Annotated in this window: 27 protein-coding genes; 11 read left to right on the plus strand and 16 right to left on the minus strand. The window is 60.7% G+C overall.

Going from position 1 to position 26,134, the window contains the following annotated elements; all coding sequences use genetic code 11:
* Positions 1-129: 129 nt before the first annotated feature.
* The 5 genes from C6382_RS11685 to C6382_RS11705 form a co-directional block, all read right to left on the minus strand.
* Entirely contained in the window at positions 130-2,571 is a 2,442-nt protein-coding gene (locus tag C6382_RS11685; RefSeq protein WP_107024633.1) for a penicillin acylase family protein, read from the minus strand.
* A 110-nt stretch (positions 2,572-2,681) separates the two neighbouring features.
* Positions 2,682-2,882: an SEC-C metal-binding domain-containing protein gene (locus tag C6382_RS11690; protein WP_107024634.1), complete on the minus strand. Its 201-nt coding sequence runs from the start codon at positions 2,880-2,882 to the stop codon at positions 2,682-2,684.
* A 6-nt stretch (positions 2,883-2,888) separates the two neighbouring features.
* A complete protein-coding gene (locus tag C6382_RS11695) occupies positions 2,889-3,359 on the minus strand; it encodes an LEA type 2 family protein (protein WP_107024635.1) in 471 nt (156 codons plus the stop codon).
* A gap of 5 nt (positions 3,360-3,364) precedes the next feature.
* Complete coding sequence (locus C6382_RS11700; RefSeq protein WP_107024636.1) at positions 3,365-3,841, minus strand: YchJ family protein; 477 nt, start codon at positions 3,839-3,841, stop codon at positions 3,365-3,367.
* A gap of 4 nt (positions 3,842-3,845) precedes the next feature.
* The gene (locus tag C6382_RS11705; RefSeq protein ID WP_107024637.1) at positions 3,846-4,340 is read right to left on the minus strand and encodes a DUF6231 family protein; all 495 of its coding nucleotides are present in this window, start codon (positions 4,338-4,340) and stop codon (positions 3,846-3,848) included.
* A gap of 160 nt (positions 4,341-4,500) precedes the next feature.
* On the opposite strand from C6382_RS11705, the gene C6382_RS11710 reads away from it, so the two are divergent.
* From C6382_RS11710 to C6382_RS11720, 3 genes are all read left to right on the plus strand, one after another.
* On the plus strand, positions 4,501-5,187 hold the full coding sequence (locus C6382_RS11710; RefSeq protein ID WP_107024638.1) for an OmpA family protein: 687 nt from the start codon (positions 4,501-4,503) through the stop codon (positions 5,185-5,187).
* A gap of 90 nt (positions 5,188-5,277) precedes the next feature.
* The gene (locus tag C6382_RS11715) at positions 5,278-5,988 is read left to right on the plus strand and encodes an OmpA family protein (protein WP_107024639.1); all 711 of its coding nucleotides are present in this window, start codon (positions 5,278-5,280) and stop codon (positions 5,986-5,988) included.
* A 94-nt stretch (positions 5,989-6,082) separates the two neighbouring features.
* Entirely contained in the window at positions 6,083-6,358 is a 276-nt protein-coding gene (locus C6382_RS11720; RefSeq protein ID WP_107024640.1) for a DUF1145 domain-containing protein, read from the plus strand.
* A gap of 59 nt (positions 6,359-6,417) precedes the next feature.
* Here the strand turns inward: C6382_RS11720 and C6382_RS11725 are convergent, their stop codons facing one another.
* Complete coding sequence (locus C6382_RS11725) at positions 6,418-6,882, minus strand: CopD family protein (RefSeq protein ID WP_107024641.1); 465 nt, start codon at positions 6,880-6,882, stop codon at positions 6,418-6,420.
* A gap of 97 nt (positions 6,883-6,979) precedes the next feature.
* Here C6382_RS11725 and dinG point away from each other — a divergent pair, with 97 nt between their 5' ends.
* The 5 genes from dinG (at position 6,980) to pdxH (ending at position 14,481) form a co-directional block, all read left to right on the plus strand.
* Entirely contained in the window at positions 6,980-9,124 is a 2,145-nt protein-coding gene (gene dinG, locus C6382_RS11730) for an ATP-dependent DNA helicase DinG (RefSeq protein ID WP_107024642.1), read from the plus strand.
* A gap of 80 nt (positions 9,125-9,204) precedes the next feature.
* Positions 9,205-11,460: a beta-agarase gene (locus C6382_RS11735; protein WP_107024643.1), complete on the plus strand. Its 2,256-nt coding sequence runs from the start codon at positions 9,205-9,207 to the stop codon at positions 11,458-11,460.
* A gap of 138 nt (positions 11,461-11,598) precedes the next feature.
* Positions 11,599-12,744, plus strand: coding sequence for a serine hydrolase domain-containing protein (locus tag C6382_RS11740; protein WP_107024644.1), 1,146 nt, complete (start codon positions 11,599-11,601; stop codon positions 12,742-12,744).
* Between the two features lie 99 nt (positions 12,745-12,843).
* Positions 12,844-13,815: an OmpA family protein gene (locus C6382_RS11745; protein ID WP_107024645.1), complete on the plus strand. Its 972-nt coding sequence runs from the start codon at positions 12,844-12,846 to the stop codon at positions 13,813-13,815.
* 18 nt (positions 13,816-13,833) lie between these two features.
* Positions 13,834-14,481 (plus strand): pyridoxamine 5'-phosphate oxidase, encoded by a 648-nt coding sequence (gene pdxH / locus C6382_RS11750; protein WP_107024646.1) that lies wholly within the window; start codon positions 13,834-13,836, stop codon positions 14,479-14,481.
* On the opposite strand, the gene C6382_RS11755 is transcribed toward pdxH, so the two are convergent.
* The gene (locus C6382_RS11755; protein WP_107024647.1) at positions 14,478-14,714 is read right to left on the minus strand and encodes a hypothetical protein; all 237 of its coding nucleotides are present in this window, start codon (positions 14,712-14,714) and stop codon (positions 14,478-14,480) included. The two genes, pdxH and C6382_RS11755, sit on opposite strands and share 4 nt — an antisense overlap.
* Positions 14,715-14,859: 145 nt before the next feature.
* Between C6382_RS11755 and C6382_RS11760 the strand changes: the two genes are divergently transcribed.
* Positions 14,860-15,324: a glycine zipper 2TM domain-containing protein gene (locus C6382_RS11760; protein WP_107024648.1), complete on the plus strand. Its 465-nt coding sequence runs from the start codon at positions 14,860-14,862 to the stop codon at positions 15,322-15,324.
* A gap of 68 nt (positions 15,325-15,392) precedes the next feature.
* Here the strand turns inward: C6382_RS11760 and nhaA are convergent, their stop codons facing one another.
* Positions 15,393-16,571, minus strand: a complete 1,179-nt coding sequence (gene nhaA, locus C6382_RS11765; RefSeq protein ID WP_107024649.1) for a Na+/H+ antiporter NhaA — start codon at positions 16,569-16,571, stop codon at positions 15,393-15,395.
* 220 nt (positions 16,572-16,791) lie between these two features.
* Between nhaA and C6382_RS11770 the strand changes: the two genes are divergently transcribed.
* A complete protein-coding gene (locus C6382_RS11770) occupies positions 16,792-17,886 on the plus strand; it encodes a PLP-dependent cysteine synthase family protein (protein ID WP_107024650.1) in 1,095 nt (364 codons plus the stop codon).
* A 63-nt stretch (positions 17,887-17,949) separates the two neighbouring features.
* On the opposite strand, the gene C6382_RS11775 is transcribed toward C6382_RS11770, so the two are convergent.
* From C6382_RS11775 to C6382_RS11785, 3 genes are all read right to left on the minus strand, one after another.
* Positions 17,950-19,563, minus strand: coding sequence for an NAD(P)/FAD-dependent oxidoreductase (locus tag C6382_RS11775; RefSeq protein WP_107024651.1), 1,614 nt, complete (start codon positions 19,561-19,563; stop codon positions 17,950-17,952).
* A 106-nt stretch (positions 19,564-19,669) separates the two neighbouring features.
* Positions 19,670-20,344 (minus strand): COG3650 family protein, encoded by a 675-nt coding sequence (locus tag C6382_RS11780; RefSeq protein ID WP_107024652.1) that lies wholly within the window; start codon positions 20,342-20,344, stop codon positions 19,670-19,672.
* 70 nt (positions 20,345-20,414) lie between these two features.
* Complete coding sequence (locus tag C6382_RS11785) at positions 20,415-21,014, minus strand: short chain dehydrogenase (protein ID WP_107024653.1); 600 nt, start codon at positions 21,012-21,014, stop codon at positions 20,415-20,417.
* Positions 21,015-21,122: 108 nt separating this feature from the next.
* Here C6382_RS11785 and C6382_RS11790 point away from each other — a divergent pair, with 108 nt between their 5' ends.
* Positions 21,123-22,031, plus strand: coding sequence for a LysR family transcriptional regulator (locus C6382_RS11790; RefSeq protein ID WP_107024654.1), 909 nt, complete (start codon positions 21,123-21,125; stop codon positions 22,029-22,031).
* 3 nt (positions 22,032-22,034) lie between these two features.
* Here C6382_RS11790 and C6382_RS11795 read toward each other — a convergent pair whose 3' ends face one another.
* The 5 genes from C6382_RS11795 to livH form a co-directional block, all read right to left on the minus strand.
* The gene (locus C6382_RS11795) at positions 22,035-22,265 is read right to left on the minus strand and encodes a hypothetical protein (protein ID WP_107024655.1); all 231 of its coding nucleotides are present in this window, start codon (positions 22,263-22,265) and stop codon (positions 22,035-22,037) included.
* A 138-nt stretch (positions 22,266-22,403) separates the two neighbouring features.
* A complete protein-coding gene (locus C6382_RS11800) occupies positions 22,404-23,105 on the minus strand; it encodes an ABC transporter ATP-binding protein (RefSeq protein ID WP_107024656.1) in 702 nt (233 codons plus the stop codon).
* Positions 23,106-23,873, minus strand: coding sequence for a high-affinity branched-chain amino acid ABC transporter ATP-binding protein LivG (gene livG / locus C6382_RS11805; RefSeq protein WP_107024657.1), 768 nt, complete (start codon positions 23,871-23,873; stop codon positions 23,106-23,108).
* Positions 23,870-25,126: a high-affinity branched-chain amino acid ABC transporter permease LivM gene (locus tag C6382_RS11810; protein ID WP_107024658.1), complete on the minus strand. Its 1,257-nt coding sequence runs from the start codon at positions 25,124-25,126 to the stop codon at positions 23,870-23,872. The genes livG and C6382_RS11810 overlap by 4 nt, the downstream gene beginning before the upstream one ends.
* A complete protein-coding gene (gene livH, locus C6382_RS11815; RefSeq protein WP_107024659.1) occupies positions 25,123-26,046 on the minus strand; it encodes a high-affinity branched-chain amino acid ABC transporter permease LivH in 924 nt (307 codons plus the stop codon). Before livH ends, C6382_RS11810 begins: the two co-directional genes overlap by 4 nt.
* Positions 26,047-26,134: the final 88 nt, after the last annotated feature.

Below are 26,134 nucleotides of genomic sequence, written 5' to 3' on the forward strand. Positions count from 1 at the left end.
TTTTTATGATTCATCAGGCAGCACTGGGAACGAGGCTCGTCCCAGTGTTGTTGTAGAGGATTTGCTGGCGGGTACAGTTGATATGGATCAGCGCAGCCGGCATTGCACCGGCTGCGAGGCGCGAGGGGATTACTTGCCCGGCACCAGCGTCAGGCGCTTGCTGCCATAGGCGCGGTCGAAGTTTTGCGGTTGCAGCGGCAAACTCATGTAACGGCCCTTGAACCAGGCATCCAGACCATTGGCAAAGTGTGGGCTGGCCGGGTTACCTGACTGGCCGCTGCTGCTCTGCAGTTGCAGCGGTTCGACCTGGCCGAAATCCACCACCATACGCAGCGACGGCGCCAGCTGGGCGTTGAAATCTTTGCCCCAGGCGTACGGTGCAAGGTTCAGGGTGCTGTGGTCACCACCAATGGCCTGTGAGCCACGATTCACGGCGTCTCCCAGACCATGGAAGGTCGGTGTCGGCCAGCGGTACTGGTGCAGCTTGCCCCATTGCCAGGCGCGACGGTCATTGCCCAGTTGTGTTTCACCGGCAGTGATCGCTGCGGCCAGGCTGCGGGCGAGGATCGCTGGTTTGTCTTCTTGCTGCGGGGTGCGCTGGTCATTCCAGAACGGGCTGTCTTCACGGCCGAGCAAATGGTCGGCCTGAGCCGAGTAGGACAACCGCGCATTACCGACGAAGGCCTGCCAGGTTGCCGAAGACTCCGGGCCGAGCTCATCGAGGAACGTCTGTTTCGCGCTTTCTTGCAGGAACAGTTCATACAGCGCGGCGTCGGCCGAGGTGGTGCTCAGGCGACCGTCGAAGGCCATCAGGCGGGTATAGGCTTCACGGGCCTTGCTGCGCTGATCGCCGGGCAGGGCATCGATCGCCTGTTTCAGCGGCTGCGCCATGCCGGGCGCTTCAAACATCTGCTTGAGCTTGGCAGCGAACAGGGTGGTCTGGTCGTTTTGCATGGTGATCAGGCTGCGGCTGTCATGCTTGCCGTTAGCGGCCAGTTGCCCCAGGCGTTCGGCGCGCTCGGGGTAGTACCAGCTGTTGGACAATTGCATGCCGTAACCTTTGGGCACGCTGCGCTGGTTGGCATTGCCAAGCCAGCCCTGGAGCGGATCCTGATCGTAAGGGTGGAGCATCGGGTCGGCATAGCCATCCCAGTCATAGCGCCCGTCCCAGCCCGGCGAGGGCAGCAGCCCCTGGCCTTCGCGACGGTTGGGGAAGCGCCCGCTGACCTGCCAGCCGATGTTGCTGGCGTCGGCGAAGACGAAGTTCAGCGCTGCGGCACCGATCTCGCGGGTGTTATCGAAGGCACGCTCGACGCTCTGCGCCCGTGACAGGTTGAAAAATGCATCCAGGCTCTGGTCGCCCTTGAGCTGTGGCAGTTGCAGGGCCAGACCCAGGCTGGCGTTCTGCGCCTGGCCGAGCAGCGTGCCATGACGGGTGTCGTACAGGGTTTCGCGCCGTGGGCGCTGGCCCTTGATGAAGAAGGTTTCGTTGCGCGCCAGGGCTGGCAGCCATTTACCATCGGCCTGATACATCAAGCGGCTGCCTTCGCGCTTGAGGCGCTCCAGGTATAGGTCCTGGTTATCGGCCATGACCGCGCTGGTACTCCAGGCCAGCTTGCCGTTGTGCCCGGAGAGCAGCAGTGGCAAGCCAGCAATGGTTACGCCAGCGGCCTGGTACTTAGGCGCACGGATCTGCACCGGCGTCATTGCCCAGGCCCCCAGGGTGTCGCTGGCCAGCAGGCTCTTGCCACTACGGCTGCGTTGCGGGGCAATCGCCCAGTTGCTGGAGCCGGCCGTGCCCAGCAGGTTGAGGGCAGCCAACTGCTCGCTGGCGGCGCTCAGCGGCGCCAGCCCGGTCAACGCATTGCCCAGGCTCAGGCCTTTGAGCTTGTCGGCTTCGGCCATCGGCAAGGGTTCGTCAGGGTAGCTGGGCAACAACCACGGCAGTTTGTCGCTGCCGACTTTCTGCGCCAAGGTCAAGGCGGCGAGCTCTTCCTGCAGGTTGACTGACTGGCTGAAGTTGTACAGACAGAAGATCAGTGCCGAGTCTTCAGGCTTCCAGTATTCCGGGCGGTAGCCGCTTTGCGCCAACGGCGCCGGGAGTCGGTCGCGGTAACGGAACAGGTAGGCGTTGACGCCACGGGCATAGACTTCAAAGAAGCGTTTGAGTCGTGGCGAGGCATCGGCGTAGAGCTGGTTGGCGGTCTGTTTCAGGTGGGCGCCACGCATCAACCGGTCGACTTCCAGCACATCAGGGCCGGCAATCTCGGCCAGGCGACCCTGGGCCAACAAGCGCATGCCGACCATTTGCCCAATGCGGTCACCAGCATGCACATAGCCCAGTGCGAACAGGGCGTCGTGGAAGTTGCTGCTTTCGATCAACGGCATGCCCAGGGCATTGCGTCGCACTGATACGTTCTGGGCCAGGCCTTTAAGGGGTTGTACGCCACTGGCCGGTGGCACGCTGTCGCGATAGCCGCCCATCTGGCAGCCGCCCAGGGCAAGCACGCCGAACATCGCTGCGGCTACGCCGAACCGGGGGAGGAAAGGGGGGAAGGCTGGCGCGGCCATGGTCGGGCTCCTGCAGGGCGTGGCGTCTAAAAGGCGCTACGTTAGTGAGCCCGACCACGCCATGCAAGCGGGGCACAGCCTTTATTTTTCAGGCTGTTCAAAGGCCACTATCAGGCCCCGTGGCACTTCTTGAATTTCTTGTTGCTGCCGCATGGGCACGGGTCGTTACGGCCGACGTCCTTCAGGGCGTTGCGTACCGGTTCCTGGTGGCCGTGGCTGCAGTGCGGACCGTGAACATGGCCGTGGTCATGGTCGTGATGATCATGATCGTGGTTGCAGTCAGGGCCATGGACATGGGGTTGTTGGTTCATTGCGGGTTACTCCGGTAAAAGATCGCCGGGAATTATCTCACCACTGCGTGATAAGTGCAGGTCGCGGGCGAAGATTAATCCGCTGTTGAGCTCGCCATCGAGGCGGTAACGCAAGGGCTGATCAGTGTTTCGGAGCATTTTGGCCAAGGGTTTGAGCTGTTGCCAGAGGTTGGTGCGCACAGGGATCTTGAAGGTTCGCCGGGCATGTCCGCCGACACTGCGCCACAGGCTTTCCTCACCCTCGGCCAGTAACAGGTCGTTCAGGCGCACGGAGTAAGCCAGGTAGCGGATGAACAGGCGTCCGTCATTAGGGTTGTCGACGCGTATATGAAGGAGGAATTCTTGTTCCAGCAAGCGCACATTGACCGCTTCGACCTTGACCAGGTGAACCTCGGGATCACGGTAGTCACTGTCCAGCCAACTGGCACACCCAGTCAGTTGCAATATCAGAAAGCTGAACAGCAACAGACGGGTCATTGGCGTTAGCTCCCCAGGTAACTGGCGCAGCACTTCTTGAATTTCTGCCCGCTGGCGCAAGGGCAGGCGTCGTTGCGTCCGGCTTTCAGGGCGACTGTCGGATCGATGAAATACCAGCGCCCGTCATTCTGCACAAAGGCCGAACGCTCGCGATGGCTATGTTCGCCGTCATTATCGTGCCAGCGGGCAGTGAAGGTGACGAAGGCATGTTCAGGCTTGCCGCCGAATACTTCGGCGCTTTCCACTTCAAGGCCCAGCCAGGTGCTTTGCGCGCTCCAGGCGGCAATCGCGGCGCGGTCAAGGCCGTCCTGCTGCACGGGCAGGGTGGTGTTCACCAGGTAATCGATCAGCCCCAGCACGTAGGCACTGTAGCGCGAACGCATCAGCGTCTGCGCATCGGGGGCCGGATGCCCGGCATGATAGTGTCCGCAACAGGCGTCGAGCAGATTACCGCTGCCGCAGGGACAAACCGAGACACTCATTGTTTCACCACCAGTACTTGCCAAAATTTTGCGGGTTGGCCCAGAACTTGGCATTGAGCCAGTCCGGGACCTGTTTGTATTCACGTAGATCATAAGTGAACAGGCTCAGTACCTGGTCATCACGCTGAAACTTTTCGTTGGCTTGCAGGGCCAGGGCAAAGAAATCGGTGTCTTGCCAACCGCAGGCACTCAGGTCGGCCAGCACCGCCACGCGGCTGGCATTGAGATTGCGGATGCCACCGAGCAATTCCAGGCCTTGGCGTTTGGGCAGATGTTCCAGGCAGTCGACCAGCAAGGCCAGGTCGAAGCGCTGAGCGGCCAGATGCTCTGGCAAAGGACCCGGTTGGGCCTGGGCAATTTCGACCTGCGGATGCGCCTGGGCAAAGGCTTGCAGGGCTGGAAAACATGTGCCGACCAGCAGCAGACGTTGCGGTGAATGGCGTTCAAGCAGCGCCGCCAGGGCTTGCTGTGGGGTTCGTTGGGAAAGTCCGTCAAGCATCGGGAATCCTCGGTCAGATGCGTCAAGACTAACGATCTCGGGCCGTCAAGCATAGTGGCTGACCGCCGCATCATGGCTTATTGCTGGCGAAGTCGGTTTGCGCGGTCTTTACTCCCATAGCATCGGTTTTAAACCGATTCCCCCTAGGAGACGCAACAAAATGAGCATAGTACGCACAGCATTACCTTTGGTTCTGCTAACCAGCGTCTTAACTGGTTGCGCAGGTTTGCAAAAAACTGACTGGCCGACATGTGCTGCCGTCGGGGGTGTAGGCGGCGCAGCATTGGGCGCCATAGAAAGTTCGAGCTGGGCTGGCTGGGGTGCATTGCTTGGCGCCGGTATGGCGGCTGGCTACTGCTGGGCCCACGGCGATGGCGATGAAGATGGTGACGGCGTGCTGGACAGCCGCGACAAGTGTCCGGGTACTCCGCGTGGCGTACAGGTCGATGCCAATGGCTGCCCGCCAGCGCCTGTGGTCGAAGAAGCAGTCGTGGTCAAGGAAGAGGTCATCGTCATCCGCGATGTTCGCTTCGAGTTCGACTCTGCCCGGTTGACGCCAGCTGACAAGGAACGCCTGGACACCATCGCGACCCGCCTGAAAAACGAGGCGCCGACTGCCAGACTGAGTGTCACTGGCCACACCGATAGCGTCGGTCGCGATGACTATAACCAGCAACTCTCGGAGCAACGTGCCCAGTCGGTCACCGACTATCTGGTCAGCAGCGGAGTGCCGCAAGCCAGTTTCGTCTCGGTGCAGGGCGCAGGTGAGTCGCAGCCGGAAGCCGACAATGCGACCGCTGACGGTCGGGCAATGAACCGCCGTGTGGAGATTCGTATCCAGCGCTGAAGCGCAACTGGCCTGCGGCTTGAGAAGTGCCGCAGGCCAGTCTTTACTCCTGTGTGACCGGTAGACGCCGGTGACACAGGAGCAATTCCCATGAGTGTTTTCTCCAAGGCCGCAGTGCCGGTGCTGGTGACTGCAAGCCTGCTCAGCGGTTGCGCCACCCACAGCGATGGCAGCGCACCACTCAACCAAAGGACCTGGCCAATCTGTAGCCTGCTGGGTGGTTTGCTGGGTGGTGGACTGGGGGCTATCGAAAGTTCTGCCTGGGCGGCCGGTGCCGGTGCTGCCGGGGCCATTGCCGGCGGCCTGATCTGTTATGCCCAGGATGGGGACAAGGACGAAGATGGCGTGTTCGATCGTCGCGATCGCTGTCCAGACACCCCCGCCAACACGCCGGTCAGCGACACCGGTTGTCCACTCCCGCAGTTTCCAGTGACCGAAAAGGCAGCGGTCGAACCTGAAGTCATAACCCTCAATGACCAGGGCTCGGTGATGTTCGCCTACGACTCCGCCGAACTGAGCAGCAACGCCCACAGCCAGTTGCAATCGCTGATGAGTAAGCTCAATGCACCCGGTGTAGTCAGCCTCAAGGTGATCGGTCATACCGACAGCCAAGGCTCTGATGCCTATAACCAGTCGCTTTCCGAACGGCGTGCCAGCAGCGTCGCCGAGTACCTGATCAGCCAGGGTCTGGCACCCTCGAAAGTGACCAGTCAGGGCCGCGGTGAAAGCGAGCCGATTGCTGACAATGAGACTGACGCCGGGCGCGCGCAGAACCGCAGGGTAGAACTGCACCTCAATTGATCCTGCCGCTGGTGCGTGGCTGTGCCAGCCGTTACTGTTGCAGGCGATGCCAGGTGATGGGCATCGCCTAAAAAAATACCAGCAGGAGACGCGAATGAAGGGCTTACTGGGGCTGGGCAAAGTCCTGACGGTAGTGTTCTGGTGGGTGGTGCTGGTGAATCTGCTGATTCCCCAGGAGTTCCCCTTCAATCGATTGATCGGTATGGCCGGCGCTGCGTTGTTCGGGCTGCACCTGCTGGAAGTACTGTTTTTCAATGGCTGCCTGCGTGGGCGCAGCCATCGCTGGTTTGACCGCTTGCAAATTCTGCTGGTCGGTATCTTTCATGTCCTGTCGATTCCGGCGCCCCGTCAGGAGACTAGCCATGCGTAAGTTAGTCTTGTTGGCGCGGCAAGTAGAATCGTCGCACCGCCGCTCCCACCGGTCCTGCGTCACATCAGCAGACGTGTACTCGCCACCAGTACTACTGCAACGCCAAGCAGCAGGTTGATACCTACCAAGCGGCGAATTTTGCCCAGCACCACCGCGCCCGTTGGCCAGTCTTGCGCGTGCACCGCTTTTCGCAACTCCGGCAGCAGCAACGACTGGACACGAATGAACAGCGCGATCATCGCAATGGCACCCCCCATCATCACTTGCACATAGCGTGGCGCTGCGTCGAAGCCGGCAAAACGCAGGTGCAGCATGCCTATGCCGCTGATCGCCAGGACCGCGATCGCTACCCAGACCCAGACGAAAAAACGCTGAAACACTTCTACCCAGAGGCGCAGGCGGTCAGGTCCTTGAAGGGCTGCAACCGCCGCAGGCCGCAAGATCAGCCAGGCGAAGAACATCCCGCCGACCCATACCAGGGCGGCCAGGACATGCAGGCTATAAGGAAGGGCAAAGGTGCTCATCGGGATCTCCATTCGGCGCAAAGGGCAATAGCGGGGTATGATAGCGACCCAATCGAAACACTGAAAATTTATCCAGCCCTTCGGGCGCCCCGACACCATGATCAGCAACGAACTCAAAACCACGATTCAGGGCGCCTATTCGCGTTTTCTCGAAGCCAAGAGCCTCAAGCCTCGCTACGGCCAGCGCCTGATGATCGCCGAAGTGGCCAAGGTGCTTGGCGATATCGACTGCGATGATGAAGGCCGACGCGCCGGTGAGCCTGCCGTAGTGGCGGTCGAGGCTGGTACCGGTACCGGCAAGACGGTTGCCTATAGCCTGGCCTCGATCCCCGCTGCCAAGGCCGCTGGCAAGCGTCTGGTGATCGCCACCGCAACGGTAGCCCTGCAGGAGCAGATCGTCTTCAAGGACCTGCCCGACCTGATGCGCAACAGCGGCCTGAACTTCAGCTTCGCCCTGGCCAAAGGGCGTGGTCGCTATTTGTGCCTGTCCAAGCTCGACCTGTTGCTGCAGGAAGGCCACGCACAATCGGCCACCGCGCAGTTGTTCGAGGAGGAGGGCTTCAAGATCGAGGTCGACGAAGCCAGCCAGAAACTGTTCACCAGCATGATCGAGAAGCTTGCCGGCAACCGTTGGGACGGCGACCGTGACAGCTGGCCCCAGGCCCTGGAAGACCAGGACTGGGCACGCTTGACCACCGACCATAGCCAATGTACCGGTCGTCATTGCCCGAACTTTGGCCAGTGCACCTTCTACAAGGCCCGTGAGGGCATGGGTAAGGTCGATGTCATCGTCACCAACCACGATATGGTCCTGGCCGACCTGGCTCTGGGCGGAGGTGCGGTGTTGCCTGATCCGCGCGACACCATCTATGTCTTCGACGAAGGCCATCACCTGCCCGACAAGGCCATCGGCCATTTTGCGCACTACACCCGCCTGCGCTCCACCGCTGACTGGCTTGAGCAAACGGCCAAGAACCTGACCAAACTGTTGGCCCAGCATCCTTTGCCGGGCGACCTGGGCAAGCTGATCGAGCAGGTGCCGGAGCTGGCGCGGGAGATCAAGGCCCAGCAACAGTTCATGTTCAGCGCCTGTGAGCAGGTGGCCGATTTCCGTCCCGGTGAAGACATGGAAGGCCGCGAGCGGCCGCGTCACCGCTTCGAAGGCGGCGTGGTGCCTGAGCACATGCGCGAGATGGGGATCGAGTTGAAGAAGGGCTTCTCACGCCTGACCGATCTGTTCACCCGTCTGACCGAATTGCTTAAAGAAGGTATGGATGCCGAGGTCAATATCGGTATTGCCAGCCATCAGGCCGAAGAGTGGTACCCCTTGTTCGGCAGCCTGTTGATGCGCGCCCAGGGCAACTGGGAACTGTGGACCGCTTTCACCGCTGAAGACCCGGAAGACAGCCCGCCCATGGCGCGCTGGCTGACCCTGGCCGAGAGCGGCGCGTTGTTCGACATCGAGGTCAACGCCAGCCCGATCCTCGCGGCTGAAATGCTGCGGCGCAATCTGTGGAACGTTGCCCATGGTGCGCTGGTTACCTCGGCAACCCTGACCGCACTGGGCAAGTTCGATCGCTTCCGCATGCGCGCCGGTTTGCCCAAGGATGCGCTCACCTGTGTCGTGCCCAGCCCTTTCCATCATGTCGATGCCGGTGTGCTACGGGTGCCGGACCTGCGCGCCGACCCCCGGGATGCCGCAGCACACACAGCAGCGATCATTCGTGATCTGCCGGAGCTGGTTGAGGGGTCGCGTGGTTCGCTGGTGCTGTTCTCTTCGCGCAAACAGATGCAGGACGTGTTCGATGGCCTGGATCGCGACTGGCGCAAGCAGGTGTTCATCCAGGGCAACCTGTCCAAGCAGGAGACCCTGAACAAACACAAGGCGCGCGTCGATGGCGGTGATTCCAGTGTCCTGTTCGGCCTGGCGAGCTTTGCCGAAGGCGTCGACTTGCCGGGTGCCTATTGTGAGCACGTGGTAATCGCCAAGATCCCCTTCGCGGTACCGGATGATCCGGTCGAGGCGGCACTGGCCGAATGGATCGAAGCGCGCGGCGGTAACCCGTTCATGGAAATCGCGGTGCCAGACGCTTCGCTGCGCCTGATCCAGGCCTGCGGCCGCCTGCTGCGTACCGAAGAGGACCGCGGCACCATCACCCTGCTGGATCGCCGTGTGGTCACCCAGCGCTACGGTAAGGCTATTCTCAATGCCTTGCCGCCGTTTCGACGGGAAATTTCCTGACTCCCGGGGATCAATGCTCCGGGGTGTTGTCTATGTCTCATTCAAGGCCCGCAAGGGCCCTCAAGGAGAGCGCCAGCCCTATGATTCGCCGTACCTTGCCTGCTGTCTTCGCACTGTTGTTCAGCACCCCGCTGCTTGCCGGGCAACAGACGCTGTTCAGCTTCGTGCGCCCGACCGCCGTGGTCAACGTGGTGACCGAAGATGCCAGTTTGCCGCAATACAATGCAGAGCAGACGGCCGAAGGCGAGGTCTTGCGTCGTGTGGTGTTCAACCCGGTACAACACCCCAGTCTGCGGCTGAGCCCGCAAACCGGTGCCTGGGACTGGTCGGCGGCCACGGCCATGACCTTGCGCTTGCAAAGCGGCATGGACTGGCCGTTGACCGTGGATGTCACGGTATTAAGCAGTGACGGCAAGACCCTCACCAGCCATATCGACCTGCCTGCAGGGCCGGCACAGACGGTGCTGGTGCCACTCACGGCCAGCTCGCCACTGAGCCAGGGCATGCGTGCCGGGCCACCGATGCCCTGGATGCATGAAGGCCAGCGTTGGGTGTTGACCAGCAGCCGCGGGGCGCTGGACCTGAAGCAGGTGGTGTCGGTGACCTTGTCGATGAACAAGCCCGATGTCGCCCAGAGTCTGTTGATTGAACGCATTGGCATCCAGGATGACGACCAGCTGCAAAAGGCCGTGTATACCGGTTTGATCGATGGCTATGGTCAATCTACACGTGGCCGCTGGCCTGAAAAGATAGTCAGTGATGATCAGCTCAAGGCTGCCGCGACCCGTGAACAGCAGCAGCTCAAGGGCTGGTTGGTTGAGCGCAGTAAGTTGCCGCGCGACAAGTTCGGTGGTGTGACCACGGGCCTGGGTTTCGAGGCCAAGGGCTTTTTCCGTACCGAGAAACGTGACGGGCGCTGGTATCTGGTCACCCCTGAAGGCCATCCGTTCTACTCGTTGGGCGTCAACACCGTGGCAATCGACGGTGGTCGCACCTACGTAGCCGGGCGCGAGTCGATGTTTACCACGTTGCCGCAAGCGGGCGAGCCACTGGCGCAGTTCTATGGCGAGGGCAACAATAACGACGGTAACGGCTCGTCCAGCGGTCGTCATTTCAATCAGGGGCGCTGGTTCGACTTCTACGCCGCCAACCTTGAGCGTAGCCATGGCAAACCCTGCACTCCGGTTGCTGCGAGCGACACCACCGTGGCAGTGGAGTGCCCGACAGCCGTTGTCGATTTGCAGCGTTGGCAGGGGCACACCCTCGACCGTCTGCAGGCCTGGGGCTTCAATACCCTGGGTAACTGGAGTGAACCTGCTTTGGGACAGGCCAACCGCCTGCCTTACACCTTGCCGTTGTCGATCGTCGGCGACTACACCAGCATCAGTACAGGGATGGACTGGTGGGGGCGAATGCCCGACCCGTTCGACCCGCGCTTTGCCATGGCCACCGAGCGGGCCGTGGCCATCGCTGCCCGTGACCATCGTGACGATCCCTGGCTGATCGGCTATTTTGCTGACAATGAACTGGCCTGGGCTGCCCCGGGGAATGACCCCAAGGCCCGTTACGCCCTGGCTTATGGCACCTTGCGCCAGACCACAGACGTGCCGGCCAAGCGTGCGTTCCTCAAGCAGTTGCGCGACAAATACCGCAACCAGGCCGGGCTGTCCAAAGCCTGGGGGATCGATCTGCCCGCCTGGGAGTTGATGGAAGATCCTGGATTCGAGCCGCCGCTGCCAAGTGCGGAACATCCGGAGATCGAAGCCGACTTCAAGTACTTCCAGAAGGTCTTTGCCGAAACCTACTTCAAGACCATCGCGGATTCGCTCAAGTGGCATGCACCCAATCACTTGTTGCTGGGCGGCCGTTACGCTGTCAGCACCCCTGAAGCAGTGGCGGCCTGTGCCGAGTTCTGTGATGTCCTGAGTTTCAACTTCTATACGCCCAAACCCCAGGACGGTTACGACTTCAGTCAGCTCACTGCCTTGGACAAGCCGGTGCTGGTGTCGGAGTTCCAGTTCGGCTCACGTGACCGCGGGCCGTTCTGGTCGGGGCCGATGGAAGTGGCCAAGGAAGAAGGACGCGGCCCGGCCTATGCCGCTTTCGTCAAGGCAGCGCTGGCTGAGCCATCGATTGTCGGCGTGCACTGGTTCCAGTACCTGGACCAGCCTGCCAGCGGTCGCTTGCTCGATGGCGAGAACGGTCACTTCGGGCTGGTGGGTATTACCGACGTGCCATTCCAGGGGTTTGTCGACAGTGTGCGTAAGAGCAATCTGCAAGCACAGGAACAGATCGGCAAGACACTTGTCAGCGAAAAGACCTCAACAGCCCAGTAACCAAGGTGTGGCGGCCAGGCGCAGGATAATTGCGTCGGGCCGCTGGATGACAGCCTGACCGCTGTCTGTTCCCAAAACCGTCGCAGGCTGAAACAATGCACGCCATTTTCGATAGCAGTAAGTGCGGGGAGCGGCTGAGTGCAGATTCAGGGTCATTACGAGCTTAAGTTCGAAGCCGTGCGCGAGGCCTTTGCAGCGCTGTTCGACGATCCTCAGGAGCGTGGTGCGGCGCTGTGTATTCAGGTCGGCGGAGAGACTGTGGTTGACCTCTGGTCCGGTACCGCCGACAAGGACGGTACCGAGGCCTGGCACAGCGATACCATCGCCAACCTGTTCTCCTGTACCAAGATGTTCACCGCCGTGACCGCCTTGCAACTGGTGGGTGAGGGCAAGTTGGCCCTGGATGTCCCCGTCACACGTTATTGGCCGGAATTTGCCCAGGCTGACAAGCAGGCAATTACCCTGCGCCAGTTGCTCAGCCACCGCGCCGGGGTGCCCGCACTTCGCGAGTTGATGCCCGCAGAGGCTTTTTACGACTGGCAAACCATGGTCCAGGCGCTGGCTGGCGAAGCGCCCTGGTGGACACCCGGCACGGCACATGGCTATGCGGCTATCACCTATGGATGGTTGATCGGTGAGTTGATTCGACGTGCCGACGGTCGCAGCCCTGGCGAGTCGATCGTTGCCCGTACTGCCCGCCCCCTGGGGCTGGATTTTCACATCGGTATGGCTGACGATCAGTTTTACCGGGTCGCGCATATCGCCCGAGGCAAGGGCAATATGGGGGACGAGGCCGCCCAGCGCCTGCTTCAGGTGACCATGCGTGAGCCTCAGGCGCTGTCCACTCGCGCGTTTACCAATCCTCCAGGGATGCTCACCAGTACCAACAAGCCGGAGTGGCGGCGGATGCAGCAGCCGGCGGCCAATGGCCATGGCAATGCCCGGAGCCTGGCCGGTTTTTATGCCGGTGTGCTCGATGGCAGCCTGCTGGAGTCGGAGCTGCTCGATGAGCTTACCCGTGAGCACAGCCTGGGCCAGGACAAGACGTTGCTGACCCAGACCCGGTTTGGCCTGGGTTGCATGCTCGACCAACCGAGCGTGGCCAATGCCACCTTTGGCCTGGGCAGCAAGGCTTTTGGTCATCCGGGCGCCGGAGGATCTGTCGGCTTTGCCGATCCGGAGTACGATGTGGCCTTTGGTTTTGTCACCAATACCCTGGGCCCTTATGTGTTGATGGACCCGCGAGCCCAGAAGCTGGTGCGGGTCCTGGCAACCTGCCTTTGATCGGCTGACCCCGATGTTACCTGAACCCTTTGTCTATTCTGGATTCCAACGACTAGCGCAATTGGGCGGAATTTCTCTCATTTTCATGGTGTATCACTGATGTCTTCACATAAAACCTTAGCTATCGCCCTGTGCCTGGCCATGACCGGTTGCGCACAGCACTCCCAGAAAGGGGCGGCCGACAGTGGCATCGACTGGTGGCCCTTCGGCTCGGACAAGGTGGCCAACCAGGAAGTGAAGGAAGTGGTTGTCGAGAAAGTCGCCAAAGCCAATGCCAAGTCCGAGAGCAGCAGCCGCTGGTGGTGGCCGTTCAGTGACAGCGACAAGGCCAAAGTTGCGGCCGTGCCGAAGATTGACCACAAGGCCACCCAAGCCTGGCTGGACAGTTACGAACCGCGCCTGCGTGAAGCGATCAAGGACAGCAAGTTCGAACTGGAGCGTCGTGAAGACGTGCTGGTCGTCACCGTACCGGTGGACAGCGCCTACAACCCGGATCGTCCGGCCATGCTGCTGCCGGTCACCCTCGGCCCCATCACCCGTGTGGCCAAAGCGATTGAAACTGACAAGCAGACAGCTGTTTTGGTCCTGGGCCATGCCGATACCAGCGGTGCCGCCGCCGGTAACCAGAAGCTCAGCCAGGAGCGTGCCCAGTCGGTGGCAGCGATCTTCCGCCTCAGTGGGCTGGAACGTGATCGCCTGATGCTGCGTGGCATGGGTTCGCAAATGCCGCGTGCAGCCAACGACAGCCTGCAAGGCCGTGCCCTGAATCGTCGGGTGGAGCTGGTTCTGACCCCGCAAAACACCATGGTCGCCCTGCTTGCCAAGTACAAGCAGCCGACACCGAGCCCGGCCGAGCTGGTAGCGGTGCAGGATGCCAAGGCGCCGGTCAAGGCGGCGGTAAAGTCTGCTGCCAAGGCCCCGGTGAAAAAAGCCAGTACCAGTAAAAAAGCCGCTCCGGCGAAAACCACAGCGGCCAAGAAAAAAGCCCCTGCAGCCAAACCCGCAGCTAAAAAGCCTGCGCCTGCTGCCAAGAAAGTGGCCACCAACACCAGCCCTGCGAAGACCAACTGATCGTCAAGGAACGCAGCAATGACCAAGACCCTGGCCGATATGCGCCGCGATTACACCCGTGATGGCCTGGCGGAAGCCCAGGCCCCGGACCAGCCGTTCGCGTTGTTTCGCCAATGGTTCGACGACGCGGTGAAAACCGAACAGCCGCCGGTGGAAGCCAACGCCATGACCCTGGCGACGGTAGACGCCGATGGCCATCCGCATTGCCGGATCCTGCTGCTCAAAGGTTTGGATGATCAGGGTTTTACCTTCTTCACCAACTATGACAGCGCCAAGGGCCAGCAGCTGCAGGCCAATCCGTTCGCGGCCATGACGTTCTTCTGGCCGGCCCTGGAACGTCAGGTGCGGATCGAAGGCAAGGTGGTCAAGGTCACGCCGGCAGAGTCGGACGAGTATTACCAGGTGCGCCCGTTGGGCAGCCGCCTGGGGGCCTGGGCTTCGCCGCAGAGCCGGGTAATTGCTGATCGCGCGGAGCTTGAAGGGTTGGTCAAGGCCACCGAACAGCGATTCAGCGATACCCAGCCGCATTGTCCGGAACACTGGGGCGGTTACCGTTTGCTGCCAGAGCGTATCGAGTTCTGGCAAGGGCGTGCCAGCCGCCTGCACGACCGTCTCAACTACCGCCTGCAACAAGGCAACTGGCTGCGCGAGCGCCTGGCGCCCTAATCGGCGCGGTAAGCGGCGGCCTCGCGTTCCAGCCAGGTCGCCAGCTCGGCGCGTTTGATCTTCTGTGCCTTGGCGTTGTCCAGGCATTCAAGCATGTAGGCTTTCTTGCCTTCGTCCGTACCCGCCATTGACAGCGCCAGGTCGCGGTCCACCCAGCGGCGGATGCGCACGTACAGCCACCAGTGAAAATACAGGCCTGCCAGAGTCGTGATGACGACGATGAAGTAATCCATGTCTATCCTTGCGCTAAAGGTTTTCAGGCTGCATCGGTGACACAGGCTGTATGGAAGCTGAATGGAAGCAATTTTACCCCGCATCGGTCGTGACAGTCGTCAATGCGCGGAGTCTAATGAACACCTGTCTTATGGAGGTCGTCCTATGCGTAAATCTGTTTTGCTGGTTGCCAGCTTCACCACTATGTCGCTGCTGCTCACCGGTTGTGCCTCGAGCCTGACCGGTGACTCCTACTCGCGCGATGAAGCTCGCCGTGTGCAAACCGTGCGCATGGGGACCATCGAATCGCTGCGGCCGGTGAAAATCGAAGGCACCAAAACGCCTATCGGTGGTGGTGCTGGCGCCATTGTCGGTGGTGTAGCGGGTAGTGCCATCGGCGGTGGACGTGGCAGCATTGTTGCCGCGGTCATTGGTGCCGTGGCCGGTGGTCTGGCGGGTTCTGCCGCTGAAGAAGGCCTGACCCGTACCCAGGGCGTAGAGATCACCGTGCGTGAAGACGATGGCAGCATGCGTGCCTATGTACAGGCAGTCCAGGAAAACGAGATTTTCCGCGTTGGTGAGCGTGTCCGGATCATGACTGTCGACGGTACCAGCCGGGTCAGCCACTGATACTTCACCTATAAAAGAAAACCCCGACTCGGCAGTGCCAGTCGGGGTTTTTTATTGCCTGGGCCGGGTCAGGCGGTGGCGGCCTTGCGGCTCGCCAGTGCAGTGACGCCGTAGCCGATCAGGGCGGCGAGGATGGACCCGGTAAGAATACCCATACGGTCCATGCCGGCGTACTCGCTGCTGCCCGGAACAAAGGCCAGCGAGCCGACGAACAGGCTCATGGTAAAGCCGATGCCGCAAAGGATGGCCACCCCCAGCACCTGGCCCCAGTTTGCCCCGCCAGGCAAGGTGGCCATGCCCAGCTTGACCGCGATCCAGGTGAGGCCGAACACTCCTACGGTCTTGCCCAGCAACAAGCCGATGGCAATCCCCATGGGCACGTAGTGGGTGAAGCTTTCCAGGCTGACCCCGGCCAGCGAAACCCCGGCGTTGGCGAACGCGAACAACGGCAGGATGCCGTAAGCCACCCAGGGATGCAGGGCATGCTCCAGCGTCAGCAGCGGAGAAGGTTCAGCGTTGCGTGTACGCAATGGAATGCACAGGGCCAGGGTGACCCCGGCGAGGGTGGCATGGACACCGCTCTTGAGTACGCAGACCCAGAGGATCAAGCCGATCACCATGTACGGCCCGAGTTTGACCACCCCGAGCCGATTCATCGCGATCAGCGCCAGCAAGCAGGCGCCGGCCAGCATCAGCGACAGGCTCGATAGCTCGCCCGAGTAGAACAGCGCAATAACGATGATTGCACCCAGGTCATCAATGATCGCCAGAGTCATCAGGAACAACTTGAGTGACACCGGCACGCGCTTGCCCAGCAGCGCCAATACGCCCAGGGCAAAGGCGATGTCGGTGGCCATGGGGATGGCCCAGCCGGCAACGGCGGCGGGGTCGTCCTTGTTCAGGAACCAGTAGATCAGCGCCGGTACCACCATGCCGCCGATGGCAGCAGCACCTGGCAAGACAATCTGCGAGGGTTTGGACAAATGCCCGTCGATTATCTCGCGCTTGACCTCAAGGCCAATCAGCAGGAAGAACAGGGCCATCAGGCCGTCGTTGATCCACAGCAGCAGGGGTTTGGCAATTTTCAGCGCGCCAATCTGGGCGACCACTGGCACTTCCAGCAGGCCGTTGTACAGGTACGACAACGACGAGTTGTTGATGATCAGGGCCAGGGCGGCTGCGGCAATCAGCAATAGACCGCTGGCCGCTTCCAGCTTAAAGAAACGTGTGAAGGTACTACGCAGCAAGGGCGCTCTCCATCCTGAGGATTCCGATAGGGGCACACCCTACCCTGAGAAGATATGCATTAAAACAAAAACTATATTCTTTTTTGTTATAAGCTGTGACTAATCTGCCTAGGGCAGCCTAGCAGTTGGGCAGGAATATTTTGCCCGGCTGTATCTGTTGGAGATGTAGGGACTTTCCTAACATGGTCCCTTGTATATCGATATTTTTCGGAACCGGACCATGAACGATCACCGCCAGTGGGCACGTGAAGCAATCCGTATCATCGAGGCGGACTTCCAGCGCAGTGCCGACACTCACCTGATCCCGCTGCCCTTGCCGGGCTTTCCCGAGGTCGAGCTGTACTTCAAGGACGAATCCAGCCACCCTACAGGCAGCCTCAAACATCGCCTGGCCCGCTCGCTGTTTCTCTATGCCCTGTGCAATGGCTGGTTACGGCCAGGGGCGCCGGTGATCGAAGCCTCCAGCGGCTCGACGGCAATCTCCGAAGCCTACTTCGCGCGCTTGCTCGGTCTGCCCTTCATCGCCGTGGTACCTGCCAGTACTTCCCAGGAAAAGATTGCGCAGATCGCCTTCTATGGTGGCCGCAGTCATCTGGTGGATGACCCGACGCAGCTCTACGCAGAGTCCGAGCGTCTGGCGCGGGAAACCGGTGGTCACTTCATGGACCAGTTCACCTATGCCGAGCGCGCCACCGACTGGCGCGCCAACAACAATATTGCCGAATCGATCTTCACCCAGATGCGTTTCGAGCGGCATCCAGAGCCTAGCTGGCTGATCTCGAGTCCGGGCACTGGCGGCACGACCGCAACCCTTGGGCGTTATGTTCGCTATCGCCAGCATGCCACCCGGGTGCTGTGTGCCGATGCCGAGCGCTCGGTATTTTTTGACAGCTATACCAGTGGCGACCGTTCGTTGTTGCTCGATTGTGGATCGCGGATCGAGGGCATTGGCCGGCCACGGGTAGAGGCGTCGTTCCTGCCACAGGTGATCGACGCCATGATCAAAGTACCCGATGCACTGTCCCTGGCGGCCATGCATTACCTGGCCGAACGCCTGGGGCGTCGGGTAGGGGGATCGAGTGGCACTAACTTGATCGGCGCGCTGATGGCGGCACGGCAGATGCAAGCGGCGCGGGAGGCGGGATCGATCGTGGCGATTCTGTGTGATGGTGGCGATCGCTATGCGACCACCTATTACGACCAGGATTGGCTGGCGGGGCAGGGGTATCAGTTGCCGGGGCTGATCGCGGCAGTGACAGCCTGTGTGGAACGGGGTGAGGCGTTGCCTGAGACGGTATTGCGCGCAGGGATCTGAAGCGCATCGCGGGGCAAACCCGCTCCCACACTGTGGGAGCGGGTTTGCCCCGCGATTGCTCTATCAGCCTTCCAAGCCCAACATGCTGCGAGCCACCGCTTCGGCAATGCGAATCCCGTCGACACCCGCCGACAGAATCCCGCCGGCATAACCTGCACCTTCACCCGCCGGGAACAGGCCCTTGAGGTTCAGGCTCTGCATACTGGCATCGCGGGTGATACGCAGCGGCGATGAGGTGCGGGTTTCGATACCGGTCAACACCGCGTCATGCAGGTTGTAACCCTTGATCTGGCGATCGAAGGCCGGCAAGGCTTCACGAATGGCTTCGATGGCGAAGTCAGGCAGGCTCGGGGCCAGGTCGCCAAGATTGACGCCGGGTTTGTAGGACGGCTCGACACTGCCCAGGGCGGTGGATGGTCTGCCGGCGACAAAGTCACCCACCAGCTGTGCCGGTGCCTGGTAGTTGCTGCCACCAAGCACGTAAGCATGAGCTTCAAGTTGTTCCTGTAACTCGATACCTGCCAGTGGACCTCCCGGATAATCCTGCTCCGGGGTGATGCCGACGACGATGCCCGAGTTGGCATTGCGCTCGTTACGCGAGTACTGGCTCATGCCATTGGTGACAACCCGGCCCGGCTCGCTGGTGGCCGCGACCACAGTGCCACCCGGGCACATGCAGAAGCTGTAGACCGAACGACCGTTCTTGGCATGGTGCACCAGTTTGTAGTCCGCCGCACCCAGTTTCGGGTGTCCGGCATATTTGCCCAGGCGTGCCTGGTCAATCAGCGACTGCGGGTGTTCGATACGGAAACCGATGGAGAACGGTTTGGCTTCCATGAACACGCCGCGGGCATGCAGCATGCGGAAGGTGTCACGGGCGCTATGGCCCAGGGCCAGAACCACATGACGCGAGTGCAGCTGTTCACCGCTCTGCAACACCACGCCGTTGAGCTGGCCATCGTCCATCAACAGGTCGGTGACTTTCTGTTCGAAGCGTACTTCACCACCCAGAGCATGGATCTCGTGTCGCATGTTCTCGACCATGCCGGTCAGGCGGAAGGTGCCGATGTGCGGTTTGCTGACGTAGAGGATTTCCTCCGGCGCGCCAGCTTTGACGAACTCGTGCAACACCTTACGACCGTGGTGCTGCGGATCCTTGATCTGGCTGTAGAGCTTGCCGTCGGAGAAGGTACCGGCGCCACCTTCACCGAACTGTACGTTCGACTCGGGGTTGAGCACGCTTTTGCGCCACAGGCCCCAGGTGTCCTTGGTACGCTGACGCACTTCCTTGCCGCGTTCGAGAATGATCGGCTTGAAGCCCATCTGCGCCAGCAGCAGGCCGGCGAAAATCCCGCATGGACCGAAGCCGACCACGATGGGACGCTCTTGCAGGTCGGCAGGGGCCTGGCCGACCACCTTGTAACTGACATCCGGCGCGACGTTGACGTTGTGGTCGTCGGCGAACTTGTGCAGCAGCTCGGCTTCGTTGCTGACGTTCAGGTCGATGGTATAGATGAACAGCATTTCGCTGTTCTTCTTGCGGGCATCATAGCTGCGCTTGAACAGGGTGAAGTCCAGCAACTGGTCGTCGCTGATGCCCAGGCGTTGCACGATGGCCTCGCGCAGGGCTTCATCAGGGTGATCCAGCGGCAGCTTCAGTTCGGTGATTCGTAACATGGCAGGGTCCAGTATCCCGGCCATGAACGGCCGGCGGCTTTACACAAACCGCCAAGTATAAGCTGTTCGCCGCCTTTGCAGGCAGGATTAACGCAGGCGCCGATGATCAGTCGTTGCGTGAGCCGCCGTAGTAGGCGCAACCGCGCAGGGTCTGGCCGTTGACCCGCAGCTCGGCGCTCAGGTGGCTGACAGCGCCGCTCATGCTGTCGACACAGCGTTGCGGAGCGACCCAGAGATCAACGCGCTGGCCGTTGGCCTCGGTGCTGAGGCTGAAACGACCATCGGGCAATTGTTCTTCCAGAAACGGCACGGCCAGTTCCGGTACGCCCGGACGCGTCAGGACCATGCCCTTACCGCTGGCTTTGAGGTCCCAATCTGGTTCGTTGCCGTGTGCACGCACGGTCAGGCGCTTGAAGTTGGGATCGCTGCAGGCCCTGCTGGAGTTCTCGACCCGGTACAAGCGCTGAACATTCAATTGCCCGTCGTTACCGGCTTTCTGGCTGGCGGACAGGTTACCGCTGACATCCGCGAACAGCGTGCCCGGTTCGCTGGCCAGGGCAGCGGCTTCCTGCAGCAGGCCGGTGTTGCCGCTATCGAAGACGGCAAAGTGGCGATTTTCTGTACAAGGCTTGAACAGCAGCTGGCCGCCTTGGGCAGTCAATTCGCCCTGCATCCGGGTCATGCCTGCGCTAGAGGTTGTCTGCGGTTTTTCCGCCAGCATCTGGCAGCCGGCAAACAGCGGCAACAGGGCGACAAGCAACAATGAAGGGGCGGCACGCATCAAGCAAACTCCAGGGTCTCTACCGAAAGGTGCCGCCACGTTACGCAGGCTGGCCGCCGATCACAAGGCCTCAACCGACATGATAGGTCTGGCCGGTTTGCAGGCCCTCGACGCTCTTGGCATAGGCCAGCGCCACCTCAGCCCCCGGTACGGGCTTGAAGCCACGGAAATACGGGGCGTAGGCCGGCATGGCTTCGACCAGTACGTTGGGGCTGATCGAGTTGACCCGCAAACCACGGGGTAACTCGATAGCCGCCGCCTTGACGAAGGCATCAATGGCGCCGTTGACCAGGCTGGCCGAGGTGCCGGTACGGATCGGGTCATGGCTGGTGATGCCGGTGGTGAAGGTGAAAGAGCCGCCGTCGTTGATGAAATCTTGGCCGATCAGCAGCAGATTGACCTGGCCCATGAGCTTGTCGTTCAGACCCAGGGCAAAGTGCTCTTCGGTCATCTCGTCCAATGCTGCGAAGGTGACGTTACCGGCCGCGCAGACCAGTGCATCGAAGCGTCCGGTCTGTTCGAACAGGCGGCGAATCGAAGCGCTGTCGCTGATATCCACCCGGTAGTCACCGCTGCTGCGGCCGATACGCACCACCTCATGACGTTGTTCCAGCTCTTTGGCCACCGCCGAACCAATGGTGCCGTTGGCGCCGATCAACAGAATTTTCATTGAACCGTTCCTCGCAGGTTGTTGGGGACAAGGCTCAAGTCTAGGGTGGATTTTTCTGTAGATAAGCGTGCTAATAGGCAACCTTTGGTTTTCATATGGAAACAATCAATGAGCGACCTGGATGATCTGGCGGCCTTCGCCGTACTGATGGATGTCGGCAGCTTTACCCTTGCCGCTCAGCAACTGGGGTGGAGCAAGGGCCAGCTGTCCAAGCGCATCAGTGCCTTGGAGGCCAGTCATTCGGTAAAGCTGCTGCACCGCACCACGCGGCGCCTGAGCTTGACTGCGGCGGGTGCCATGTTGTTGCCCCAGGCCCAGGCATTGGTACGGCAAATGGAGGGGGCGCGTCAGACCTTGGCCATGCTCAAGGACGAACTGGCTGGCCCGGTGCGCCTCACGGTACCGGTGTCGCTGGGCGAGACCTTCTTCGAAGGCTTGCTGCTGGAGTTTGCAGTCGACTATCCGGATCTGCAGGTGGAACTGGAGCTGAACAATGGATACCGGGATCTGTTGGCGGACGGCTTCGATCTGGCGATCCGCACCGAGGTCCAGGATGATGCACGATTGGTTGCGCGCCCCCTGTTGGCCATGCAGGAACTGACCTGCGCCAGCCCTGCTTATCTGCAGCGTCATGGCGAACCGCGCACGCCGACTGAGTTAAGCGGTCATTGTTGTTTGCTCAACAGCCACTACAGCGGGCGGGAAGAATGGTTGTATCACCACCAGCATGAACTGCTGCGGGTGCAGGTCGCCGGCAGTTTTGCCAGCAATCACTACAGCCTGCTGAAAAAAGCTGCGTTGCTCGGTGCTGGCATCTCCAGACTGCCTTCATACATGGTGCATGCGGAACTTGCCGACGGCCGTTTGCAGTGGTTGCTGCGTGACTACCACACCCGCAGTGTGCCGTTGTTTCTGGTGCATCCCTATCAGGGCAGAATGCCCAGAAGGGTCCAGGTGCTTGCCGACTACCTGCTGCGCTGGTTCAAGCGCAGCAGCCAGGCGTTGCAGATGCTGTAGGGATTACATCTTGTCGTCGTGTTTTTCACCTTTCATCATCTTGTCGTCCTTGCTCATCTTGTCTTTGCTCATGTCCATCTTGTCGCCGGACATGCTCTTGTCCATTTTCATGTCCTTTTCCATGCTGGTTTCCTTGTCCATTTTCATGTCTTGGGCAGCGTGTACGACCGGCAGGATGGCCAGGTTCGAACCGAGGCTGAGGATGAGGGCGGCGGCGCTGATGGATTTGTTCATGGTGGGACTCCAGTAGGTTAGAGGGGCGAGTGCCACTGGCTGTGGCTCACCTGCTGCACTAGAGTCCGGTGCCCGGAAGGCGTTACAGCGGGCAAGAAAAAAGGCCCGTAGGCCTTTTTTCGTTTGCGTTGCAGCAGGTCAACCGCCCAGGTAGGCGTCACGCACTTTGGGATCGGTCAGCAGGGCTTCGCCGGTGCCCTGCATCACCACCCGGCCGTTTTCCAGCACATAGGCACGGTCGGCGACTTTCAGTGCCTGGTTGGCGTTCTGTTCGACCAGGAACACCGTTACGCCATCACGCCGCAGTTGCTCGATGATGTCGAAGATCTGCTGAATGATGATCGGTGCCAGGCCCAGCGACGGTTCGTCCAGCAACAGCAGCTTGGGCTTGCTCATCAGCGCCCGGCCGATCGCAAGCATCTGCTGCTCGCCACCGGACATGGTGCCGCCACGCTGAGTAAAGCGTTCCTTCAAGCGTGGGAACAGTTGCAGGACTTTGTCCATCTGCTCCTGATAGTCGCCCTTGTTGGTGAAGAAGCCGCCCATGGCCAGGTTCTCTTCTACGGTCAGGCGGGCGAACACCCGGCGACCTTCAGGGACCACGGCAATGCTCTTGCGCATGATGTGCGAGGAGGGCTGGCCTACCAGCTCTTCACCTAGGTACTTGATGCTGCCGCTGTGAGCCTGGGGCGAACCGCACAGGGTCATCAGCAAGGTCGACTTGCCTGCGCCGTTGGCGCCGATCAGGGTGACGATCTCGCCCTGGCGGATCTCGACGTTGACGCTGTGCAGCGCCTGGATCTTGCCGTAGAACGTGGAAACGTTTTCGAACTGCAGCATTTACGCTTCCCCCAGGTAGGCTTTGATCACATCAGGGTTGTCGCGGATCTGGTCCGGCGTACCGTCGGCCAGGGGGGTGCCCTGGTTGATCACGACGATGTGGTCGGAGATGCTCATCACCAGCTTCATGTCGTGCTCGATCAGCAGCACTGTGACGTTGTGCTCTTCGCGCAACAGGCTGATCAGCGCCTTGAGGTCTTCGGTCTCTTTCGGGTTCAGGCCGGCTGCCGGTTCGTCGAGCATGATGATCCGTGGACGGGTCATCATGCAGCGGGCGATTTCAAGGCGACGTTGCTGGCCGTAGGCAAGCGTGCCGGCGGGACGGTTGGCGAACTCGAACAGGTTGACCTTCTCCAGCCAGTACCGTGCGTACTCTTTCGCTTCGTGCTCACTGCGGCGGAAGGACGGGGTCTTGAGCAGGCCGGCGAAGAAGTTGGTATTCAGGTGCCGGTGCTGGGCGATCAGCAGGTTTTCCAGCGCGGTCATTTCCTTGAACAGGCGCACGTTCTGGAAGGTCCGCACCACGCCCTTGCGGGCGATCTCGTGACCGGCCAGGCCCTGGATCGGTTGACCATCGAGCAAGATAGTGCCGCCACTGGGCTTGTAGAAACCGGTCAGGCAGTTGAACACCGTGGTCTTGCCGGCACCGTTGGGGCCGATCAACGCCACGACCTGTTTTTCCTTGACGGTCAGGGCCACGCCATTGACCGCCAACAAGCCGCCGAAGCGCATGCTCAGGCCGCTGACTTGCAGAATTTCGCGGCTCATCGACGCAGCTCCATATGAGGACGTTGCATAGGCAGCAAGCCTTGCGGACGCCAGATCATCATCAACACCATCAGCGCACCGAACATCAACATGCGGTACTCGCTGAACTCACGCATCAGTTCGGGCAGCAGGATCATCACAATGGCCGCGAGAATCACGCCCAGTTGCGAACCCATACCGCCCAATACCACGATGGCGAGGATGATGGCCGACTCGATGAAGGTGAACGACTCCGGCGTCACCAGGCCCTGGCGTGCGGCGAAGAAGCTACCGGCGAAACCGGCGAAGCAGGCACCGAGGGTGAAGGCCGACAGCTTGATCACCGTCGGGTTCAGGCCCAGGGCACGGCAGGCGATCTCGTCTTCACGCAGCGCTTCCCAGGCACGCCCGATCGGCATACGCAGCAGACGGTTGATCACGAACAGCGCCAGCAGGGCCAGCAGCAGGGCGACCAGGTAGAGGAAAATCACCTTGTTGATCGAGTTGTACTGCAGACCGAAGAACTCATGGAAGGTCTGCAGGCCTTCGGCGGCTTTGCGTTCAAAGGTCAGGCCGAAGAAGGTCGGCTTCTCGATGTTGCTGATGCCGTTCGGACCGCCGGTCAAACCGGTGAGGTTACGCAGGAACAGACGGATGATCTCGCCGAAACCCAGGGTCACGATGGCCAGGTAGTCACCGCGCAGACGCAATACCGGGAAGCCGAGCAGGAAGCCGAAGGTTGCCGCCATCAGGCCGGCAAGCGGCAGGCAGATCCAGAAGCTCAGGCCGAAGTAGTGCGATAGCAGGGCATAAGTGTAGGCACCGACGGCGTAGAAGCCGACATAACCCAGGTCGAGCAGGCCAGCCAGACCGACCACGATGTTCAGGCCCAGGCCCAGCAACACGTAGATCAGGATCAGGGTGGCAATGTCGACCGCGCCGCGTGAGCCGAAGAACGGCCAGACCAGGGCAACCACGATCAGGCCCATGACCACCCAGCGTTGGGTCTTGGGCAGGGTCAGGAAGTTGCTTACAGCCGGCGAAATCAACTTGCGCTCCGAGCGGCGGCTGGTGACCGCACTCCACTGCTTGTCGAACAACACGCGCAGGAACATCAGCACCGAACACACGGCGATGACCGTGAGGGTGAAGGGGCCTTGGCTGTGGACGATCAGGTTGATGCCGTCGATGCTGAGTTTCAGGCCAAGCACCGGGAAGGCGACGGCCCAAACCAGCAAGGCACTGAAAAACGCCTGTTTGAGATTTTTGTTCATACTTTTTCAACCTCCGGACGGCCGAGAATGCCGGTCGGACGGAACAACAGCACCAGAACCAAAAGACCGAAGGCCACCACGTCCTTGTACTGGTCGCCAAAGATGTCGGCGCCAAAGGCTTCAGCCACCCCCAGCACCAGCCCGCCGAGCATGGCGCCCGGAATACTGCCGATGCCGCCCAGTACCGCCGCGGTGAAGGCCTTCAGGCCTACCAGGAATCCGGCGTTGGGGTTGATCACACCGTACTGCATGCTCAGCAGTACCGCCGCTACGGCTGCCAGGGCGGCACCGATAACGAAGGTCAGGGCAATGATGTTGTTGGTGTTGATACCCAGCAGGTTGGCCATCTTGATGTCTTCGGCGCAGGCGCGGCAGGCACGGCCCAGGCGAGAACGGGAGATGAACAGGGTCAAACCGGTCATGGCCACCAGGGTGACGATGAAGACCAGGATCTGCATGTAAGAGATCAGCACTTCCTCTGCGCCGCCTGGGCCGAAGGAGATACTCCCCGGGATCAGGTTGGGGATGGACTTGTCCTTGGAGTCCTGGGATAGCAATACGGTGTTCTGCAGGAAAATCGACATACCGATGGCAGAAATCAGCGGGATCAACCGGTTGCTGTTACGCAAGGGGCGGTAGGCGACCCGTTCGATACTGTAGCCATAGGCACTGGTTACGAAGATCGTGGCGACGAAGGCGACGGTCATCAATACCGGCAGTGAATCGACCCCCATCATGGCCAGCCCGGCAAGGGCAATGAAGGCCACGTAGGAACCAATCATGTAGACCTCGCCATGGGCGAAGTTGATCATTCCAATGATGCCGTAAACCATTGTGTAGCCAATGGCTATCAAGGCATAGGTGCTGCCAATGGTCAGACCATTAACCAGCTGTTGGAAGAAGTGATAGATCTCAGGCATTACAGCGCTCCTAAAAACCTGATACGCATTTCACTGGTGGGGGTGAGCCCGGCGCGGTCTTGTGGTCTATAGGCCACTTCGACACAGG

It is taken from the genome of Pseudomonas sp. BBP2017 (assembly GCF_003024385.1).
In the GTDB taxonomy this organism is placed as follows: domain Bacteria; phylum Pseudomonadota; class Gammaproteobacteria; order Pseudomonadales; family Pseudomonadaceae; genus Aquipseudomonas.